At 66.6% G+C, this 15,282-nt stretch carries 13 protein-coding genes; 5 read left to right on the top strand and 8 right to left on the bottom strand.

Features of this window, described 5'->3' with window-relative positions; translation table 11 throughout:
- Positions 1–3: 3 nt before the first annotated feature.
- From GYM46_RS07250 to GYM46_RS07225, 6 genes are all read right to left on the bottom strand, one after another.
- The gene (locus GYM46_RS07250; protein WP_008264170.1) at positions 4–1,944 is read right to left on the bottom strand and encodes a TadE/TadG family type IV pilus assembly protein; all 1,941 of its coding nucleotides are present in this window, start codon (positions 1,942–1,944) and stop codon (positions 4–6) included.
- 102 nt (positions 1,945–2,046) lie between these two features.
- Positions 2,047–3,951, bottom strand: a complete 1,905-nt coding sequence (locus GYM46_RS07245) for a M2 family metallopeptidase (protein WP_008260427.1) — start codon at positions 3,949–3,951, stop codon at positions 2,047–2,049.
- A gap of 99 nt (positions 3,952–4,050) precedes the next feature.
- A complete protein-coding gene (gene mtgA / locus GYM46_RS07240) occupies positions 4,051–4,746 on the bottom strand; it encodes a monofunctional biosynthetic peptidoglycan transglycosylase (protein ID WP_008262473.1) in 696 nt (231 codons plus the stop codon).
- Positions 4,746–5,711 carry a WD40 repeat domain-containing protein gene (locus tag GYM46_RS07235; protein WP_008259279.1) on the bottom strand — a complete coding sequence of 322 codons (966 nt, stop codon included), beginning with the start codon at positions 5,709–5,711 and terminating at the stop codon, positions 4,746–4,748. Before GYM46_RS07235 ends, mtgA begins: the two co-directional genes overlap by 1 nt.
- Before the next feature lie 196 nt (positions 5,712–5,907).
- The gene (locus tag GYM46_RS07230; protein WP_040349868.1) at positions 5,908–6,846 is read right to left on the bottom strand and encodes a pirin family protein; all 939 of its coding nucleotides are present in this window, start codon (positions 6,844–6,846) and stop codon (positions 5,908–5,910) included.
- A 56-nt stretch (positions 6,847–6,902) separates the two neighbouring features.
- Complete coding sequence (locus GYM46_RS07225) at positions 6,903–7,391, bottom strand: Lrp/AsnC family transcriptional regulator (RefSeq protein ID WP_008259105.1); 489 nt, start codon at positions 7,389–7,391, stop codon at positions 6,903–6,905.
- A gap of 149 nt (positions 7,392–7,540) precedes the next feature.
- On the opposite strand from GYM46_RS07225, the gene GYM46_RS07220 reads away from it, so the two are divergent.
- The 5 genes from GYM46_RS07220 to lpdA all read left to right on the top strand — a co-directional run bounded on the left by GYM46_RS07220 (position 7,541) and on the right by lpdA (position 13,970).
- Positions 7,541–8,788, top strand: a complete 1,248-nt coding sequence (locus tag GYM46_RS07220) for a thiamine pyrophosphate-dependent enzyme (protein WP_232216198.1) — start codon at positions 7,541–7,543, stop codon at positions 8,786–8,788.
- 2 nt (positions 8,789–8,790) lie between these two features.
- Positions 8,791–9,915, top strand: a complete 1,125-nt coding sequence (locus GYM46_RS07215) for an alpha-ketoacid dehydrogenase subunit beta (protein WP_008260629.1) — start codon at positions 8,791–8,793, stop codon at positions 9,913–9,915.
- A gap of 1 nt (position 9,916) precedes the next feature.
- Entirely contained in the window at positions 9,917–11,611 is a 1,695-nt protein-coding gene (locus GYM46_RS07210) for a 2-oxo acid dehydrogenase subunit E2 (RefSeq protein WP_164952635.1), read from the top strand.
- A gap of 437 nt (positions 11,612–12,048) precedes the next feature.
- Positions 12,049–12,558: a hypothetical protein gene (locus GYM46_RS07205; protein WP_156796384.1), complete on the top strand. Its 510-nt coding sequence runs from the start codon at positions 12,049–12,051 to the stop codon at positions 12,556–12,558.
- Entirely contained in the window at positions 12,555–13,970 is a 1,416-nt protein-coding gene (gene lpdA / locus GYM46_RS07200; protein ID WP_008261242.1) for a dihydrolipoyl dehydrogenase, read from the top strand. The genes GYM46_RS07205 and lpdA overlap by 4 nt, the downstream gene beginning before the upstream one ends.
- A gap of 3 nt (positions 13,971–13,973) precedes the next feature.
- Here the strand turns inward: lpdA and GYM46_RS07195 are convergent, their stop codons facing one another.
- The gene (locus GYM46_RS07195; protein WP_008262293.1) at positions 13,974–14,771 is read right to left on the bottom strand and encodes an SDR family NAD(P)-dependent oxidoreductase; all 798 of its coding nucleotides are present in this window, start codon (positions 14,769–14,771) and stop codon (positions 13,974–13,976) included.
- Between the two features lie 31 nt (positions 14,772–14,802).
- Positions 14,803–15,273, bottom strand: coding sequence for an Rrf2 family transcriptional regulator (locus tag GYM46_RS07190; RefSeq protein WP_008264287.1), 471 nt, complete (start codon positions 15,271–15,273; stop codon positions 14,803–14,805).
- Positions 15,274–15,282 lie beyond the last annotated feature (9 nt).

Genomic DNA, 15,282 nt, shown 5'->3' with positions numbered 1-15,282 from the left:
GGCCTAGCGGGAGATGCGCAGGCGGGTGATGTCGCGACCGATATCCCGGAAGGCGTCGGACAGGTCGGTGGAACTCGACGCTTGGAAGGCGCGGTCAGGATTGGTGGCGCATCGCGCCATCAGCTCGCCGGCGGAATCGATTGGACCGGTCATGTTCCGGGCCGCGCCGATGTCGAATCCGACCGTGTAGACGATGACGTCGGCGGCCTTCATGTTTTCGCAGAGCCGATAGGCTTGCTCGAAAGACGAGCCGTTCGTGGCGGGCTGGTTGATGTGAGTGTCGGCCCCGCCGCTGCCGTTGCCCGCGTCGGAGGCGATGACGCCTCGGAAATAGGGGGTGTTGAACTCCCCGTCGGTCATCAAAACCACAGCCTTCAAGGTCTTGCTCGAATCGTAGGCGGCCGGTGCGCCGAGGCCTGACCACAGGCCGAAGTTCGGCGAAACCAGATACCAGCCCCAAGCCAGACCGATATGGCCCGCCGTGGAGCCCACCGCAGTCATTCCGTCGACCGCGTCGGTGAGTGTCTTTTTGACGTTGGTGAGAGGAACGATCTGGGATGCGGGGCAGGCGTTGCCGCCAGAAGCGTAACTTCGTCCGACCCAGGAGGAGGCGGAAGGGGCCGCATCGGTGTAGGCCTGCGAGCCGGCTCGTTCCGAAACGCAGGGCGTGCCGGGAAAGCGCGTCCAGGCCCCGATCGCGTTGACGAAATCCCGGTTCGAACAGCCATCGACGCCGCAGATCAGCTGTCCGCCGGACGTATAGGCGGCCCCCCCCTTGGCCGTGGTCGCCAAATTAGCCTGAGAGGCGTCAAGCGCCAAGGTCGCCGTGGTTGGGGTGACGCTGGCGACCCGGAAACCGATATTGTTCAACTGACTGAGGCCGCCCATATTGCCGAGAACGGCGGCGTCGCCTTCGGACGACAGACCGTGGCGAGCCAGGGTGATCACGATGTTGCAGTCCGTTCGTGCGCATTTGGCGACATAGGCCTGGCCCGAGAAGGCGGAGTAATAGCGGCTGTCCTCGCCGACGAGGCTGAAGGTGTTGGTTGTCACACTGCCCACCGTTAGCGCGACGCCGTTCAGGGGGGCCATGGTTTCCGCGCTCCAGATCGTCACGATGTCGCCGGTCTTGAAGCCGTGTTTCGACGCGGTGACGACGGCCGTATAGGCGCGGGATATGCTCGTGATCGTCTTGACCGAGCCCGTCAGCCAGGTCGCTGCGGTAATGGACTGGGTGTTGGAGTCGAGCGATCCCCGCGCCCGGCTAGCATAGGTGTCGCCCACATTGACGCCCATGGAGTAGGGCGCCAGGGCCACCTTGGAATAGAAGGGCGACTGGTTCGTCTGAACGACGATGTCGATCAACTCCTTGGCCGCTGACTTCAGATTGTCGATCTTTCGGCCGCTTGAGCAGCTGTCGGCGCAATCGTTCATCGAGCCGGTGATGTCGAGGACCAGGGCCACCTCCACGTCGCGCGAGGAGCGATTGACTTCCGAGCGCGCCGAGATGGGCAGAGTATCGTCTAGGAGCTGGCCATAGGGCGGCAGGACGATGTTTGCGACCAGGGTCTTCACCCGCCCCTGGGCCGTAGCGATGACGACGCTCTTGTCGTTCATGGCGACCTCGACGTCGGCGTCATTGATCGGCTCGACCTCCGTGCCCTGAATGTTGCCGTGCAGGGTCGCCAGGGCGACGCTCTTCAGACCCGCTGGAGTCGTTTCGGAGGAGCGCGCGGCGGCCAGGGTCGCGGCGTCCAGTGCGTCCTGAAACTGCGATCTCGCGGTCGTGATCCTGTGAAGATCAACGCCGCCGAGCGCCAGCATGACGATGACCGGCAGGCTGAGGCCGAAGATCATCGCCACATTGCCGCGCCGGTCGTCGCGCAGGCGCGAGACGAGTTTGCGAAGGCGGCCGACCGCCCGATGGATCGTTTGAGAGGCCAAGTTCGTCGCTTCCCTGCCGGGCGCACCCCGCCCGCATGACGACAGAATGCCGTCATGCGGTTAAGGGAAGGCTGAAGCGTCAGGGTTAACGACGCATAAGGCTCAAGCCTCTGACCAGCCGCAGTCGTGGCCACGATTCTGGACGGTCAGCCATTGGTTCAGAGGCGCGAAATAGTCGGCGACGGCGGAGGCGTCGTTGGCGGTCTCGCCGGTGAAGGCCTGCATGGCCTCGGGCCAGGGCTTGGACTGGCCCATCTCCAGCATGGCGTTGAAACGGGCTCCGACCGCCTCGTTTCCATAGACCGAGCAGCGGTGCAGCGGGCCGGTCCAGCCGGCCTGTTTGCAGGCCGCGCGCTGGAACTGGAACTGGTAGATGTGGGCCAGGAAGTAGCGGGTGTAGGGGGTGTTGCCCGGCACGTGATATTTTGCGCCCGGGTCGAAGGCGTTGGTCGGACGCGGCCCCGGCGGGACCAGACCCTGGTATTTCAGCATGTCGGCGGTCCAGGCGGCGTTGTACTGGTCCGGCGAGGTCTCGCCGGAGAAGACGCCCCAGCGCCAGCGATCAACCATCAGGCCGAACGGCAGGAAGGCGATCTTGTCCAAGGCCATCTTCAGCAGGAAGGGAATGTCCTCCTGGGCGCCCGGGGTCGTCTTCAGCAGGCCGATCTGGTTCAGATAGGTGGGGGTCAGGGCCGACAGGCCGACGAAGTCGCCGATGGCCTCGTGGAAGCCGTCGTTGGCCCCGTTGCGGAACAGCATCGGCTGGTTCTTGTAGGCGCGCTGGTAGTAGTTGTGACCCAGCTCGTGGTGGACGGTGTAGAAGTCGTCGCCGTTGACGTTGGTGCACATCTTGATGCGGATGTCGTCGGCGTTGTCCAGGTCCCAGGCCGAGGCGTGGCAGACGACCTCGCGGTCGCGCGGGCGCACGATCTGGCTGCGTTCCCAGAAGGTCTGGGGCAGGGGATCGAGACCCAGGGAGACGTAGAAGCCCTCGCCCGTCTTGACCATTTTCACCGGGTCGTAGTCGGCGGACTTCAGCAGTTCGGTCAGGTCGTAGCTGGAGGCGCCGCCGCTGGTCGGGGCCACGACGTCATAGATATTGCCCCACTGCTGCGACCACATGTTTCCCAGAAGATCGGCGCGGATCGGGCCGTGGTCGGGCTGGACGGCGTCGCCGTATTTGGCGTTCAGCCGGGCGCGGACATAGCAGTGCAGGTTCTCGTAGAAGGGTTTGACCTGAGCCCAGAGGCGGTCGGTTTCCTCGGCGAAATCGTCGGCGGGCATGTCGTAGCCGGAGCGCCACAGGGCGCCGGTGTCGGAAAAGCCCAGTTCGCGCGCGCCTTCGTTGGCGATCTCGACCATGCGGGCGTAGTCGTTCTTCATCACCGGCGAGATGGTGCGCCAGCCTTCGTACAGGGCTTTGGTCTCGTTCGGGTCGCGGCTGTCGGCCAGGATCAGCGAGGCCTCGTCCAGGGTGATCGGCTGCCCCTTGAAGTCGAACTTGCCGGTCGAATAGGTCGAGTCCAGCCGGGTGGTGATCTGCGACAGTTCCTCGGCCGCGCCGGGGCGGTTGGGGGCGGGCAGGACGATGCCGAGCCGCAGCAGGTTCAGCTTGCGGCGAACGACGGGGTCCACCGCGACATCATTGAACCTGGCCGCCTGGTTGGCGAACTGGACCTGAAGCTCGGTCGCCTCGGCGTTGACCTTGGACTCCAGCCACATGGTGTCGAAGGTGATGTTGGTGGCGCGCGCCCACTGCACCCGGGCGGCGTATTCGCCGAAGGTCAGCATCTTGGCCTCGGCGTAGGCGACGAACTGGGTCGCGCCCTCGACGGTCGTCGGATAGTCGGCGCGCAGGCCGGTGGCTGTGACGGGGGCGGGGGTGAAGGTCTGGGCGCCGCCGTCGGCCTGAAGCGGCCGGGCCTCGCCCGAGGTCGTGGTGGCGGCGCAGCCGGCGGTGAAGGCGAGGGCGCAGACCGCGACGGCGGTCATCATCTGACGCTTCATGATGGGATCTCCTGAACAGCGGGCGCAGGAGAGGTCAGGCCTGATCCGCCGTCAAGCTGCGCCTTTCAGGGCGTTCTTTTGGGGCTACCGGCCTTGGGCCTACTTGAGCCGGACGCAGGCGTTCAGACCCTCGTTGCGGACCGTGCCCATGGCGGCCTGGATGCGCGCGGCGCGCCGGCGGACATAGGGGCCGGGCGAGGCGGCCTTGTAGCGGCGCGGCGCGGGCAGGATGGCGGCGAGACGCGCCGCCTCGCGCGGGGTCAGGTCGGCGGCGTCCTTGCCGAACCAGTGCTGAGCGGCGGCCTGGGCGCCATAGACGCCGGGCGCCCATTCGACCACGTTCAGATAGACTTCCATGATCCGGCGCTTGGACCAGACGGTTTCGATCAGGACGGTGTAGCCGGCCTCCAGCCCCTTGCGGATCCAGTCGCGGCCCGGCCAGAGGAAGACATTCTTGGCGGTCTGCTGGCTGATGGTCGAGCCGCCGCGGATGCGGCCGCCCTCGGCGTTGTGATCCAGCGCCTTCTGGATCGCCTCGATGTCGAAGCCGTGGTGGCTGCAGAAACGGGCGTCCTCGGCGGCGATAGCGGCGTTCACCAGATTGGGCGAGATGTCGTTCAGACCGCGCCATTGATAGTCCAGGCCCTCGCCGCGCACGGCCTGGCGCAGCATCAATATGGTCGGGGCGGGCGGCAGGACGGCGACGATCAGAACCCCGCCGATCGGCAGCAGGGCCAGGACCGCCAGGGCGATCAGGGCCGCCCGCAACCAACCCTTTTTCCGCCCGCGCGCCATTAGAGGATCAGGACCCCTGCGGCGCCGTCCTCGTCGGCCCAGGCGACCTTGTCGGCGGCGGGGCTGAGAGACAGGGCGACGATGGAGGGACCTTTCTCGGCCTTGACGAAGTTCAGACCATGAGAGGCCGGATGGGCGACCCAGACCCGGCCGTCGGTCAGGCCGGCGGCCAGCAGGCCGTGCTCGGTCCGGGCCGAGACCAGATTGACCAGGGTGGTGTCGTCATAGCCGATCTCGGTCGCCTCGCGTCCCATGGGCCCGTTCGAGCCGATGAAGGGCCACAGGACCGCGCCCTGGGCGCCCGAGGTGGCCAGCAGCTGGCCGTTGGCGAAGAAGGCCAGCGAGCGGACCTTGGACGGATAGCCGCCCATGCGCAGGTTCTTGGCGTCCTTCAGCCGCCAGCCGTGAAGTTGGCTGTCCTGCATGGTGGTAACGACAAAGGCCCCGTCGGGTGAAAAGGCCACGGCGGTGTGGGATCCGGCCCAGGCCAGTTTGACCGGCTGCTGCTTCTCGATCCGGGCGTACCAGAGGGCGGCGCCGCCGTAGGTCGAGGCGGCGATGCGCCGGCCCTTGGGATCGAAGGCGACGCCGGAGACGGTGCGTTCGTGCTGAAAGTCGCGGCGGAAGCCGGCGTCCTTCGGATCGATCACCGAAAGGGTGCGGCCCGAGGAGAAGGCGACCAGGCCGGAGGCGGCCGAGGCGTCGATGGAATCGATCCACTGGTTCTTTGCGGTGGCCAGGACCATGGCGTCCTCGCCGCGGCGGCTCCACACCACCTGGCCGTCGTCGCCGCCGGTGACGATCCCGTCGCCGGTCGGGTGGACGGCGGCGCAGAGCACGGCGCCGTCGTGAGCCTGGACCGTCGTTCCATCCTCGAACCGGACCGAGCCGTCGCCGAGGGCGAAGACGGCGCCGGTGCTGTCGAACAGGGCGGCGGTGACCTGGGCGTCGAAATCGAAGTTCATGCGGGACGCGTTAGCGGGTTGCGGCAGCGGGGGCAAATGGGGGCTTCTTCTCCTTCCCCTTTATGGGGAGGGACGATCGCGCAGCGATCCGGGTGGGGCCGTAAGAACGTGAGCGATCTCCGTATCGCCCCACCCCGGCTACCCTCGGATCAAGTCCGGGGTTCGCCGCCCCTTCCCATAAAGGGAAGGGAGAAGATTATACCGGATCTGTGGGCTTGGGCTCGACCGGCGCCGGCGCGGCCTGGGCCTTGGCGGGTTCGTCCGGCAGGGGAATGAATTCCAGGTCGTCCTCGCTGGGCAGGGCCATGCGGCCGGCTTTCCAGTCGGCCTTGGCCTGGTCGATGCGGGCCTGGCTGGAGGCGACGAAATTCCACCAAATCAGGCGTTCGCCGACCGGCTCGCCGCCCAGGACCATGACGGTGGATTGGACCAGGGCCTTGACGGTCGGTTCGGCCGTCGGTTCCAGCACGATCATCTGGCCTTCGTGGAAGGTGCGGTCGCCGACCTCGATGGAGCCCTTGGCCACATAGAGGGCGCGCTCGCTCATGCCGCCCGCGCCCTTGCCGGGAGGCGGCGCGGTGCGGACGCCGGGCTGAAGCTCCCAGTGCACATAGAAGAGGGGTGAGGACACCGGGACGGCCGCCTTGGCGCCATAGGCTTCGCCCGCCACCAGGCGCGCGAACAGTCCGCCGTTTTCGTAGGCGGGCTGGGCGTCCTCATCCAGGTGGTGGAAGGCGGGATCGATCTCCTCGGCCTCGTCGGGCAGGGCGACCCAGGCCTGCATCCCGTGCATCGGCCCGCCGCGGCTCTTCTTCAGCGGATCGGTGCGCTCGGAATGGACGATGCCCTTGCCGGCGGTCATCCAGTTCACCTCGCCGGGGCGGATGACCTGATTATAGCCGAGGTTGTCATGGTGCATGATCTCACCCTCGAACAGATAGGTGAGGGTCGACAGGCCGATGTGCGGGTGCGGTCGCACATCGATGGCGTCCGAGCCCGGCGCGAACTCGGCCGGCCCCATCTGGTCCAGGAAGATGAAGGGCCCGACCATCCGGCGCGAATGGAAGGGCAGGACGCGGCCGACCTCGAACCCGCCCAGGTCCTTGCGGCGCGCGTCGATCACCAGTTCGATCATGTTCGGCATCCCCTCGGCGGACCAGGGCCCTCAGTGGAAAGGTCCGCCGAACGGCCTTATCCGACGTGAGGGGTCACTATGCCAAGAGGCAGGGCGGTCACATTCTTCACGCCGCGCGTGACGATATGGCTCTCGCAGTCGGAGACGATGCCCAGGGCCAGCAGCTTTTCGCGCAGGAACTTGTCGAAGGCGTGCATGTCGGACGTGATGATGCGCAGCACATAGTCCTCGCGCCCCGTGATGGTGGCGCACTGGACCACTTCCGGCCATTTGGCGACGGCGCCTTCGAAGATGTCGAGATTCTCGGCCGACGGCAGCATCAGTTTGACGATGGCGTAGACCTCGAAGTCGAGACCCAGAAGCTTGGCGTTCAGCAGGGTGACCCGCTTGGTGATCAGGCCGGAATCCTCCAGCCGCTTGATCCGGCGCCAGCAGGGCGAGGCCGACAGACCGACGCGATCCGCGACTTCCGCGACCGACAGACCGGCGTCTTGTTGCAGGATATCCAGGATCCGAGCGTCAATGGGATCGAGTTCGTCCGCCAATGCGTTTCTCCGATTATCGTTATGGCGAAATAAAATACCCTAAATCGGGATTTCGCAAGGTCAAATTGAGCGAGCACCTGCTTAGGCGCCGTGTTATCAAACGTCCAGAGGAAACACGGACGGACCCCCGAACGGACATGGACGCCCGCATGAACGACAAATTGAGCCAAAAGAACAGCCGCCCGCTGTCGCTGCGCGTGCCCGAGCCTTCGGGCCGGCCGGGCGACGCGCCTGACTTCAGTCATCTGTTGATGGACGCCCCCGGCGCCGTCGAACGGCCCGAGGTGGGCACGACGCCTTACGAGATGCGCGACCTTGCGTTCCGGTTGATCCGGGTGCTGGACGACGAAGGCCAGGCCGTCGGTCCGTGGAATCCGCGTCTGGATCCGGACACCCTGCGTCGCGGCCTGAAGGCCATGATCCTGACCCGCGCCTTCGACGACCGGATGCACCGCGCCCACCGCCAGGGCAAGACCAGCTTCTACATGAAATGCACCGGCGAGGAGGCCATCGCGGTCGCGCAAGGCATGCTGCTGAGCCGCGAGGACATGGGTTTTCCGACCTACCGCCAGCAGGGGCTGCTGATCGCCCGCGGCTATCCGCTGGTCGAGATGATGAACCAGATCTATTCCAATGCTGCGGACCCGATCAAAGGGCGTCAGCTGCCGATCATGTATTCGGCCAAGGACTACGGCTTCTTCACCATCAGCGGCAATCTGGGCACCCAGGTGCCCCAGGCCGTGGGCTGGGCCATGGCCAGCGCCTACAAGGGCGACGACAAGATCGCCATCAGCTGGATCGGCGACGGCGCCACGGCCGAGGGCGATTTTCACAACGCCCTGACCTTCGCCTCCGTCTATCGCGCGCCGGTCATTCTGAACATCGTCAACAACCAGTGGGCCATCAGCTCCTTCCAGGGCATCGCCGGCGGGCTGGAGACCACCTTCGCCTCCAAGGCCATCGGCTATGGCCTGCCGGCCCTGCGGGTGGACGGCAACGACTTCCTGGCGGTCTGGGCGGCGACCCAGTGGGCCGAGGAGCGCGCCCGGTCCAACCAGGGGGCGACGGTGATCGAACTGTTCACCTATCGCGGCGCCCCGCACTCGACCTCCGACGACCCCAGCCGCTACCGCCCCGGCGACGAGCACGAGAAATGGCCGCTGGGCGATCCGCTGGAGCGGCTGCGCCAGCACCTGACCGTCATCGGCGAGTGGGATGACGAGCGCCACGCCGTCGCCCTGCGCGAGGCGGTCGAACAGGTCCGCGCCGCCGGCAAGGAATCGGAGGCCATCGGCACCCTGGGCCAGTCGCGCCCCAGCGTGAAGACGATGTTCGAAGAGGTCTATGCGACCGAAGACTGGCGGCTGATCGAACAGCGCCGCGAGGTGGGGGTCTGACCATGAGCGCGCAAACCACCTTCACCGACGCCGATCGCAACGACCGCGTCGAGCCGGACATGGTCGACCAGAACGCCGCCCCCGCCTCAGAGGCGACGGGATCCGGCGTGCAGCCGATGAACATGATCCAGGCCCTGAACTCGGCCATCGACGTCAAGATGAGCGAGGACGCCAATGTCCTGTCGTTCGGCGAGGACGCCGGCTATTTCGGCGGGGTCTTCCGCGTCACCGACAAGCTGCAGCAGAAGCACGGCCTGACCCGCAGCTTCGACGCCCCGATCAGCGAATGCGGCATCGCCGCCGCCGCCATCGGCATGGGCGCCTACGGCCTGCGCCCGGTGGTCGAGATCCAGTTCGCCGACTACATCTACCCGGCCTACGACCAGATCGTCTCCGAAGCGGCCAAGATGCGCTATCGCTCGGGCGGCCAGTTCACCAGCCCCATAGTGGTGCGTTCGCCCTACGGCGGCGGCATCTTCGGCGGCCAGACCCACAGCCAGTCGCCGGAAAGCCTGTTCACCCATATCGCCGGGCTGAAGGTCGTCATCCCGTCCAACCCCTATGACGCCAAGGGCCTATTGATCGCCGCCATTGAGGACGATGATCCGGTCGTCTTCTTCGAGCCGAAACGCCTCTACAACGGCCCGTTCGACGGCTGGCACGAGAAGCCGGTCTCGCCTTGGAAGGCGCAGGACCTGGCCCAGGTGCCGACCGGAAAATATGTCGAGCCCATCGGCAAGGCGCGGGTCATGCGCGAAGGGAACGACGTCACCATCCTGGCCTATGGCACCATGGTCTGGGTGGCGCTGGCCGGGGCTGAGCACGCGGGCGTGGACGCCGAGGTCATCGACCTGCGCTCGCTCGTGCCGCTGGACATCGAGACCATCGAGGCCAGCGTGAAGAAGACCGGCCGCTGCGTCATCGTGCACGAGGCGCCCAGGACCTCGGGCTTCGGCGGCGAACTGTCGGCCCTGGTTCAGGAGCGTTGTTTCTATCACCTGGAGGCGCCCATCGCGCGCGTCACCGGCTGGGACACGCCCTATCCCCACGCTTTCGAATGGGAATATTTCCCCGGGCCGCAACGGGTCGCAGACGCCTTGAAGAGCGTCATGACCGGAGGACGCTGATATGGGTCGTTTCGTCTTCAAACTGCCCGACGTGGGCGAAGGCACCGCCGAGGCCGAACTGGTCGGCTGGCACGTCAAGGTCGGCGACACGGTCGCCGAGGACCAGATCGTCGCCGACGTCATGACCGACAAGGCCACCGTCGAGATCACCGCCCCGGTGTCGGGCAAGGTCATCGCCCTGCACGGCGAGCCCGGCGCCATGGTGCCGGTGCGCGGGCCGCTGGTGGAGTTCGAGGTCGAGGGGGCGGGGAATGCGGATGAGGCGACGCCCTCCTCCCCGGCTTCGCCGGTGCTCCCCCCAAGGGGGGGAGATCGCGCAGCATCCAATCCTCCCCCCTTGGGGGAGGTGGCGCCGAAGGCGACGGAGGGGGCTGACGCCGCACCCACCGGCAACTACGTCTTCAAACTGCCCGACGTGGGTGAAGGCACGGCCGAGGCCGAGCTGGTCGGCTGGCACGTCAAGGTCGGGGATGCGGTCGAGGAAGACCAGATCATCGCCGACATCATGACCGACAAGGCGACGGTGGAGATCACCTCGCCGGTCGCCGGAACCGTGGTCGCCCTGTACGGCGAGGCAGGGCAGCAGGTTCCGGTCGGCGGGCCGCTGGTGGCGTTCGATGTGGCGGGCGCCGGAAATGTCGCCAAGAGCCCCGTTCACGCCCCCTCCGTCGCCTCCGGCGACACCTCCCCCAAGGGGGGAGGATCAGCGCTGACGCCCGCACCAAAATCTCCCCCTCCTGGGGGGAGTACCCGCGCAGCGGGGGAGGGGGGCAAGTCGGTCGCCCCCGCCCTGACCGGCCGCGCGCCCGGCGAACGCCCGTCCGCCTCGCCCGCCGTGCGCAACCGCGCGCGGGATCTGGGCGTGGACCTGACCTTCGTGCCCGGCTCCGGCCCGGCGGGGCGGATCACGCACGAGGACCTGGACGGCTTCATCGCGCGTGGCGGCCAGGTTCCTGCGTCCGCGCCTTCGGCCGGCAGCTCGACCTTCGCCCGTGCCGAAGGAGCCACCGAGGTCCGCATCATCGGCCTGCGCCGCAAGATCGCGGAGAAGATGGCCGACAGCGTGCGCCGCATTCCCCACATCACCTATGTGGAGGAGATCGACGTCACGGCGCTGGAGGAGCTTCGCGCCCACCTGAACGCGACGAAGCAAAAGGATCAGCCCAAGCTGAACCTGCTGCCCTTCCTCGCCCGCGCCATCGTGGTCGCCCTGCGCGACCAGCCGCAGATCAACGCCCATTATGACGACGAGGCGGGCGTCCTGACCCAGCACGCCCCGGTCCATCTGGGCATCGCCGCCCAGACGCCGAACGGGCTGATGGTGCCGGTGGTCCGCCACGCCGAGGCGCGCGACGCCTGGGATACGGCGCTGGAGATCGCCCGCGTCTCGGGCGCGGCCAAGGACGGTTCGGCCAAGCGCGAGGAACTGTCGGGCTCGACCATCACCATCACCTCGCTGGGAACCCTGGGCGGGGTGGTCCACACCCCGATCATCAACCACCCCGAGGTCGCCATCGTCGGCCCCAACAAGATCGCCGAACGGGTCGTGGTCCGCGACGGCCAGATGGTCGTGCGCAAGATGATGAACCTGTCGTCCAGCTTCGATCACCGGATCGTCGACGGCCACGACGCGGCGGTCTTCATCCAGCGGATCAAGGGGCTGCTGGAACATCCCGCGACCTTGTGGATGGGGTGACGGATGTCAGCCGTCGCTGTTCTGTTCGCGATCACGTCGCTAGTCGCGGGCGATGAACCGTTGCGTTGTACGGACTTGGACATGCGCCAAGTGAGCGTCTTTACAGGTCGGGTAGAACACCAGACGATTAAACGCGAACAGCCCGTTTGGTGGACTCCCTTTGGGGACATCTATTACGAGGTCGTCGCCACTGTTCGCCCGATCCGAGTTCTCCGGGGAGCGCAGGTTACACGACCTGTCATAGTGCGTGTGGGCTGCACAGCGTCGAAGACGGATTTTGCTGGGCGGCGCATGTGCGCGAACCTTTTCACCACAGGTCAAATCGACACTTTCCAAGTCGATCGTCGAACCTATCTGGGCAATCGAAATCCTGATCGCGATGAAGTCGCTGATTACGATCATGCGATGGCTCATCCTCGTCCACTCTGCGAGCGTCGATGACCCAGGCCCTGAAAATCACAGTCCTGACGGTCGGTATCGGCGTCGCAGTATGGGCGCTCTCATCGTCGAGCATGGCCTGCACGTTGATGATGAACCCGCCACGGCCCGGCGAAACGATTGAGCAGGCCGCGCTTCGCGAAGAGCGCGCGGCTCAGGTGGCGTCTTGGAATGCAGCGGACAGCATCTTTTTGGCGCGGGTCGTGGAAACGGCTCAAGTAGAGAACGATGGTGTTCGCTATACTTTTGAAACCATCGCGCCAGTGCGCGGAGCAGCCCCGCCCAAACGACTATCCAACATTTGGTATAGCGATGGTTGTCACGGTCGCGCGTGGTCTCGTGGAGAGGTCGCCGTCGTCTATGCTGATCGTATTGGTTTTCTTGAAGACTGGTCACGTTGGGGACAGTGGGTGGAAGTCGATGCCGTCCTCCCCTCCGTCGCCCTTGATCCTCGGGTCGCACCTGCATTACGCGCTTCCGCCCACCGTTTGAGAACGTCGAGAAGATGACCCAGACCCTGAAAACCAAAGTCCTCATCATCGGCGCCGGGACCGGCGGCTATGTCGCCGGCATCCGTTGCGGCCAACTGGGGCTGGACACCGTGCTGATAGACGGTGGCGATGGGCTGGGCGGCACCTGCCTGAACGTCGGCTGTATTCCGTCCAAGGCCATTATCCATGCGGCGGGCAAGTTCGAGACGGTGGCCAAGGCGGCCGGCAGCGGGACGCTGGGCATCACGGCGGCCCAGCCGGCCATCGACCTGAAACAGACGGTCGAGTGGAAGGACGGGATCGTCCGTAAGCTGAACGCCGGGGTCACGGCCCTGCTGAAGAAGGCCAAGGTGAAGGTCATCAAGGGCTGGGCGGCCTTCGAGGACGCCAAGACCTGCGTGGTGAAAACCGACGACGGCGACATCCGCATCACCGCCGAACACGTGATCCTGGCCACGGGTTCGGAACCGGTCGAACTGCCCTTCCTGCCGTTTGGCGGCGACGTCATCTCCTCGACCGAGGCGCTGAGCCTGTCGGACGTGCCCAAGAAGCTGGTCGTCGTCGGCGGCGGCTATATCGGGCTGGAGCTGGGCATCGCCTTCAGGAAGCTGGGCGCCGAGGTGGCCATCGTCGAAATGGCCGAGCGAATCCTGCCCCTTTATGACAAGGCCCTGACCGATCCGGTGGCGAAGTGGCTGGAGACGCACGGGGTGGAGTTGCACCTGGGGGCGCGGGCCGGCGGGTTCGGGAACGGCAGGCTGAACGTCACGACCAAGGACGGCGAACCGCTGCAACTGGACGCCGACAAGGTGCTGGTCACCGTGGGTCGTCGCCCGCGCACGCAGGGCTGGGGTCTGGAGAACATGGGCGTGGCCATGGCCGGTCCGTTCGTGAAGATCGACAACCGCTGCGCCACCTCAATGAAGAACGTCTGGGCCGTCGGCGACCTGACCGGCGAGCCTATGCTGGCCCACAAGGGCTCGGCCCAGGGCGAGGTGGTCGCGGAGATCATCGCCCATTCTTCAGGAAAGGGTGGCCACGACCGGGTGTTCGATCCGGTCGCCATCGCCGCCGTCTGTTTCACCGAGCCCGAGATCGTCTCGGCCGGTCTGGGTCCGAACGATGTCGCGGGCAGTGACGACGTGATCCAGTCCGTCTTCCCCTTCGCCGCCATCGGCCGCGCCCTGGCCATCGAGGCGGGCGAGGACGGCGGCTTCGTGCGGGTCATCGCCTCCAAGTCGGATCACCGCATCCTGGGCGTCCAGGCGGTCGGCCAGCATGTGTCGGAACTCAGCAACAGCTTCGCCCAGATGCTGGAGATGGGGGCGGTGCTGGAGGATGTGGCGGGAACCATCCACGTCCACCCGACCCTGGGCGAGGCCTTCCACGAGGCGTCCCTGCGCGCCCTGGGGCACGCGATCCACATCTGACGGCTAAAGCCGGTCCAGCCGCCTGGCGTGGTTCGCCACCATGCGCAGCGCCAGGCCGTCGGGCAGGAAGCGGGCCAGGCCGGCCATCAGATTGTTCATGACGCCGGGGGTCACGCTGGGCCGGTTCGCCTCGCAGGCGTCGTAGCCGATGCGGGCGACGCGGGCGGCGTCCATCCACATCCAGGCCGGATAGGCGCTGGACACCTGATCGCGCGAGCCGTTGACGTCGTGAAACTCGGTCAAGGTGTAGCCGGGGTTCAGCACCGTGACGTGGACCCCGGTTCCCAAGGTTTCCAGATACAGGCCCTGGGACGCCTTGATCAGGAAGCTCTTTATGGGTCCGTACAGGGTGTCGCCGCCGGTCGCGGGCATCTGGCCGGCCAGGGAGGCGACGTTCAGCACCCGGCCGAAGCGTCGCTCGACCATGCCGGGCAACAACAGGCGCGACAGCTCGACCGGCCCCGTCAGCATGACCTGAATCATGGCGCGGTGGGCGGCCAGGTCGGTGTCGAGAAAGCCCGTCACGCGGCTGAAACCCGCGTTATTGACCAGGCCGTCGACGGTCAGGCCGCGCGCCGTGACGGCGGTGATCAGACGTTCGGGCGCCGCTGGGTCCGACAGGTCTTCGGGAAGGACGGTCGCGACGACGCCATGGGCGGCGGACAGGGCCTCGGCCAGGGTCACGAGCGGCCCTTCTCGCCGGGCGGTCAGGATCAGGTCCCAGCCCTCGGCGGCGTAGGCGCGGGCCAGGGCCGCGCCGATGCCGGCGGAGGCGCCCGTGATCAGCACCGTCCGCTTCATGCGTCGATCCGGCGCCGCCCAGGTCCCATGCTCATGCCGCGACGGGGCAGGAGGCGTGGGGCGTATAGGCGGCCAGGGAGACGGGGTTCTCGTCCAGCAGGTCGGCGATGGTGATCTTGGACAGGGCCTCGGTCGCGGCCTCGTCGGCGGCGGTCAGGGCCTTGCCGACCTGGCGGGGAATATGTTCGCTGATCGGGCAGCCCTTGGCCCCAGCGGGGGGCGAACCGATGTGGGCGCAGCCGTTCACCGCCTTCAGCACCTCGTCCAGTCGGATGTCTTCCGGTTGGCGCAGCAGCCAGGATCCGCCGGTGGCGCCGGGACGGGTGGCGATCAGTCCCGCCTTGGCCAGCAGCGCCGTCACGCGCCGTACCACGACAGGATTGGTCGGGACGGACGCCGCCAGCAAGGCGCTGGGCGCCGCCTGGGCAGGCGAAAAAGCGCCCTTGTGGGCCATATAGGCCAAGGCGTGGGCGGCGACGGGGAAGCGCTGGCTGTCTGACATGGTTGTGTT

Origin of the sequence: Brevundimonas mediterranea (genome assembly GCF_011064825.1) — a bacterium.
Classification (GTDB): domain Bacteria; phylum Pseudomonadota; class Alphaproteobacteria; order Caulobacterales; family Caulobacteraceae; genus Brevundimonas; species Brevundimonas mediterranea_A.
This window is presented reverse-complemented; position numbering and strand designations above follow the sequence as displayed.